Below are 4,880 nucleotides of genomic sequence, written 5' to 3'. Positions count from 1 at the left end.
CGCTCTGGCTGGTCGCGGCCGCCGTGCTGGCGGTCGCCGTCGGCGCCATCACCCTGCTCCGCCCCGCCGGGGAGGGACATTATGCCCCGGCCGGTGCCGGGCCGCTCGCCAGCCCCCTGCCCGACAGCCTGACCCTGCCCGATGGTGAAGTGCTGGCCGCCCGGACCGACGCCGCCTTGTCGCAACTGCCGTGCCGGGTCTTCGCGTCGGCCGAGACCCGGGCCATCACCTGCCTCGCCAACGACGGCACCCGCCAGACCATCCTGATCGAGCCCTGAGACCATGCGCCCCCGCCTCGTCGCTCTCCTCGCCCTGATGCTGGCGTTGGCGGCATCGCCGCACCTGCCCGGTCACCAGGGCTTCGCCTTCGCCAAGGGCGATGGTGGCGGTGACGGCGGCGGCGGAGGTGGAGGCGGTAGCGGCGGCGGTGGCAGTTCGGGCCACGGCGGCGATGGCGGCGATGGCGGCGATGGCGGCGGTGACCATTCGGGTGGAGAGAGCTCGGGTGGGGATAGCTCGGGTGGAGAAAGCTCGGGAGGCGATGACTCGGGCGGCGAGTCTTCCGGTGGGGACGATTCAGGGGGAGACGATTCAGGGGGGGACGATTCCGGAGGGGACGATTCCGGGGGCGACGACTCCGGTGACGATTCCTCGGGCAGCAACGGCAGCGGACATGCCGGCGACAGCGCCGGTCGCCACATCGGCCGCGAGCTGACGGTCGTCGGGGCCACGCTCTCGGCGGACGCGCTACGACCGTTCAATGTCGTGGTGATCGAAGAACGCGACCTGCGGTCCCTCGGTCTTCACATCATCCGCCTGCGCACCCTGCCGCCGATCAGCACCGAGGAGACTCTGGCCGCCCTCCGCCTCGCCTTTCCCGACGCGCTGGTCAGCCGCAACCATCTCTATCGCCCGGAAAAATCCGACGGTCCGTCGGGCACGCCGGCCTCGCCCGGCCTGTCCAACTGGCACCGGCGCCTGACCCACTGGAGCGAGGAGGCCGCCGCCTGCGCCAGGGGCCGGGCCATCGGCGTCATCGACACAATGCTGCTGAAGGGCGAGGCCGATCTTGCCGGCATCGACATCGAAAGCCGGACGACGACCGACGCGGGCTACGAGGCCAGCCTCGATGCCCACGGCAGTTATGTCGTCTCGCTGCTGGCGGGGCCCAATATCGGCGTGGTGCCGGGCGCCCGCGTGTTCCATGCCGCCGCGGTCGAAGGGGTTGGCCGGGGCGTCTATGCCTCGGCGACGTCGATCGCGACCGCGCTCGACTGGATGGTCGGCAACCGGGTCGCCGTCGTCAACGTCAGCCTGGCCGGGCCGGACAACCCGCTGCTGCACCGCGCGATCCAGATCGCCGCGACACACGGCACGCTGCTGGTCGCGCCGGTGGGCAACGACGGGCCGTCGGCCGATACCGCCTATCCCGCCGCCTATCCGGAAGTGGTGGCGATCACGGCGACCGACCGCCTGAACCGGGTCTGGCAGGGTGCCTCGAAAGTCCCGGACCCGGCCATCGCCGCGCCGGGCGCCGGCCTTCACATCGGCCGCGCCACCGTCAGCGGCACGTCCTACGCCAGTCCGCTGGCGGCCGGCGCCCTGCTGACCGCGCTCACGGAAAACGATACGGGGGACCCGAGGCAAAGGCTGCTGTCGCGGACGAGCGCGACGGACAGGACCGGAATCGGCCTCGTGCAGTTCGATCCCGGCTGTTTCCGCGACTGAGCGCGGACCCGTTCAGGCGACCAGGCCGGTCCGCCCCATGGCGAGGAATTTCTCGCGGCGTTCGCGGCGGATGGCGGCGCCGTCCTTGCCCTTGAAGTCGTTGAAGGCGGTCGAGATCGCGTGGCCGACCGAGGCGATCGCCGCCTTGGGGTCGCGGTGAGCGCCACCCAGCGGCTCCGACACGATGCCGTCGATGACGCCGAACTTGATCAGGTCCTGCGCCGTCACCTTCATGGCCGCCGCCGCGTCCTGCGCCCGCTCGGCCGAGCGCCACAGGATGGAGGCGCAGCCCTCGGGCGAGATCACGGAATAGACCGCGTGTTCGAGCATCAGCACCTTGTTGGCCGTCGCCAGCGCCACGGCGCCGCCCGAGCCGCCCTCGCCGACGATGACCGCGATCAGCGGCACCGACAGTTTCAGACAGGCTTCGGTCGAGCGGGCGATGGCTTCCGACTGGCCGCGCGCTTCCGCCTCGATGCCGGGGAAGGCCCCGGGGGTGTCGATCAGGGTGATCACACCCATCTTGAAGCGGTCCGCCAGTTCCATCAGGCGGATCGCCTTGCGATAGCCTTCGGGCTTGGCCATGCCGAAATTATGGCGGATGCGGCCTTCGGTGTCCGAGCCCTTCTCATGGCCGATGACCATGACCGGCTTGCCCCGGAAACGGCCGATGCCGCCGAGAATCGCCTTGTCGTCGCCAAAGGCGCGGTCGCCGGCCAGCGGTACGAAATCCTCGACCAGCATCTTCACATAGTCGTGGAAGCGCGGCCGGCTCTGATGCCGGGCGACCTGGGTCTTCTGCCAGGGCGTCAGCTTGGCATAGGTCTGGCGCAGAAGCAGGTCCGCCTTCACTTCGAGGCGGGCGATGTCTTCCGCGATGGAAATGCCCTGCGTCGCCGGCATGGCTTGGAGTTCCTTGATCTTGGCTTCGAGCTCCGCGATGGGCTTCTCGAAATCGAGGAACATGACCATGGTGTCGTCCTTGTGTTACCCGGGGCCAGAGAGCCCGAAGAACGGGCCGCGCATCTGGCGGCCCGTCCTATAGCACATCACTTGGCTGCGATGCGATCCGCCTGTTCGACCAGCGACTGGGCCTGACGGATGGAGGCGATGTCGATCAGCCGGCCATCCAGCGAAACCGCGCCCTTGCCTTCCTTCTGGGCGATGGCCATCGCTTCCAGAATGCGGCGGGCCTTGGTCACTTCCTTCTCGGAAGGCGTGAAGACTTCGTTGGCGACGGGGATCTGCTTGGGGTGGATCGCCCACTTGCCTTCGCAGCCGAGCACGGCGGCGCGGCGCGCCTGCGCCTGGTAGCCGTCCGAATCCGAGAAGTCGCCGAAGGGTCCGTCGATCGGGCGCAGGCCATTGGCGCGGGCCGCGACCACCATGCGGGCGATGGCGTAGTGCCACATGTCGCCCCAGTGGCGGAAGCGCTCGCCCGCTTCGTCCGGGTCGGTGAGGACGGCGTAATTGGGGTTCGGGCCACCGATCTGGGTCGTCTGGGCGCGGCACGAGGCGGCATAGTCGGCGACGCCGAAATGCAGCGATTCGTTGCGCTTCGAGGCCGCGGCGATCTCGTGGATGTTCTGCATCCCGAGGGCGGTCTCGATGATGTGCTCGAGGCCGATCTTCTTCTTGCGGCCGATCGCGGTCTCGATCTGGGTCAGCATCATGTCGACGGCATAGACGTCGGACGCGGTGCCCACCTTGGGGATCATGATCAGGTCGAGACGCTCGCCGCCGCGCTCCACGACATCGACGATGTCGCGGTAGGCGTAATGGGTGTCGAGGCCGTTAATGCGGACCGAGATCACCTTGTCGCCCCAGTCGACGTCATGCAGGGCCTGGATGATGTTCTCGCGCGCCTTGGGCTTGTCATCGGGGGCGACCGCGTCCTCGAGATCGAGGAAAATCACGTCGGCGGCCGACTTGGCGGCCTTCTCGAACATATGCGGGCTGGAGCCCGGCACGGCCAGTTCGCAGCGATTCAGGCGGGAGGGGGCCTGTTCGACGACTTTGAAGCTCATCAGCGACGTCTCCGGATAAAGTGGCGGGGACCGTAGAAAGCCCGGTCTGCCTTGTCAACTTGTGCGGCGCGGCAATCTTGCCATCGGATGGTGGCGATTGACGAGAGCGCGCATCTTTTCGTCGAGAATGTGGGTGTAAATCTCGGTCGTCGAAATATCGGCATGGCCGAGCAGGGTCTGCACCACGCGAAGGTCCGCGCCATGGGCCAGCAGGTGGCTGGCGAAGGCATGGCGCAGCACATGGGGCGAGACCCGGGCGGGATCGATGCCCGCCTCCCCCGCCAGCACCTTCAGGCCTTGGGCGAAATGCTGGCGCGTCATGTGGCCGGTCGCCGTCCCGGCCGGAAACAGGAACCTTGCCTGCTTGGGCAGAAGCCCCGCCGGCCGCAGCTTCAGCCAGCGGGCGATCGCCGTCCGCGCGGGTTCCGACAAAGGCACCATGCGCTCCCGCCCGCCCTTGCCGCGGACGAGGACGAAGCGGGGATCATGGGCCAGCGCCGCCAGCGGCAGGCCGACCAGTTCGGAAACCCGCAGCCCGGTCGCATAAAGAATTTCGAGAAGCGCGAGAAAGCGCATCCGCCGCTTCTCCCCCGCGCGGCCCGCCGCCGAGCCGAGGGCGGCGGCGGCAAGGCCCAGCAGCGCCTCCACTTCTTCTTCCGAGAGATATTTGGGCAGGCGGCGGCCCTGGCGCGGGCTGGCGATGCGGCTCGTCGGATCGTCGGCGCGAACCCCGTCCGACAGGGCGAAACGGTGAAACTGGCGCAGGGCCGACAGGCGGCGGGCGGCGGTCGAGGGCTTGAGCGCCAGCGCCTGCCCTTGTGCGAAATAGGCTTCGACATCCCCGGTCACCGCCCGGGCGAGGCCGCTGCCCCGCGTCGCGAGGAAGGCCGCGAAATCGAGCAGGTCCCGGCGATAGGAGGAGACCGTGTTGGCCGCCGCCCCCCGCTCCGCCACCATCATTTCCAGAAAGGCGTCGAGCAGGGCGGCGTCTTCGCCCTGGGGCCGGAAAGCCGGGGGCCCGGGGGGCCGACCGCGCCGGGGCTTGGCCGCCGGGGTCACAATCCGGCCGCCAGCGCGGCCTCGAGCGCGAGGGCCGTCGCCTCCGCCACGAGATCGAGACGGCGC

At 69.2% G+C, this 4,880-nt stretch carries 5 protein-coding genes; 2 read left to right on the top strand and 3 right to left on the bottom strand.

All coding sequences use genetic code 11. The features are described from left to right. Positions 1-278, top strand: a 278-nt coding sequence (locus tag WAZ62_RS01420) for a hypothetical protein (RefSeq protein WP_422641747.1), incomplete at its 5' end; no start/stop codon positions are given. Positions 279-282: 4 nt separating this feature from the next. Then, complete coding sequence (locus WAZ62_RS01415) at positions 283-1,728, top strand: S8 family serine peptidase (RefSeq protein ID WP_422641746.1); 1,446 nt, start codon at positions 283-285, stop codon at positions 1,726-1,728. A gap of 12 nt (positions 1,729-1,740) precedes the next feature. Here WAZ62_RS01415 and WAZ62_RS01410 read toward each other — a convergent pair whose 3' ends face one another. From WAZ62_RS01410 to WAZ62_RS01400, 3 genes are all read right to left on the bottom strand, one after another. After that, a complete protein-coding gene (locus WAZ62_RS01410) occupies positions 1,741-2,700 on the bottom strand; it encodes an acetyl-CoA carboxylase carboxyltransferase subunit alpha (RefSeq protein WP_422641745.1) in 960 nt (319 codons plus the stop codon). Between the two features lie 77 nt (positions 2,701-2,777). Then, positions 2,778-3,755: an HpcH/HpaI aldolase/citrate lyase family protein gene (locus WAZ62_RS01405; RefSeq protein WP_422641744.1), complete on the bottom strand. Its 978-nt coding sequence runs from the start codon at positions 3,753-3,755 to the stop codon at positions 2,778-2,780. Positions 3,756-3,809: 54 nt separating this feature from the next. Beyond that, positions 3,810-4,814, bottom strand: a complete 1,005-nt coding sequence (locus tag WAZ62_RS01400; protein WP_422641743.1) for a site-specific tyrosine recombinase XerD — start codon at positions 4,812-4,814, stop codon at positions 3,810-3,812. Between the last annotated feature and the right edge of the window lie 66 nt (positions 4,815-4,880).

The organism is Zavarzinia sp. (assembly GCF_049306435.1).
In the GTDB taxonomy this organism is placed as follows: Bacteria; Pseudomonadota; Alphaproteobacteria; order Zavarziniales; family Zavarziniaceae; genus Zavarzinia.
This window is presented reverse-complemented; position numbering and strand designations above follow the sequence as displayed.

Excerpts from the sequence above, each read along its gene's own strand:
- WAZ62_RS01415 (WP_422641746.1), top strand. The coding sequence starts at position 283 with ATGCGCCCCCGCCTCGTCGCTCTCCTCGCCCTGATGCTGGCGTTGGCG.
- WAZ62_RS01410 (WP_422641745.1), bottom strand. The coding sequence starts at position 2,700 with ATGGTCATGTTCCTCGATTTCGAGAAGCCCATCGCGGAGCTCGAAGCC.
- WAZ62_RS01405 (WP_422641744.1), bottom strand. The coding sequence starts at position 3,755 with ATGAGCTTCAAAGTCGTCGAACAGGCCCCCTCCCGCCTGAATCGCTGC.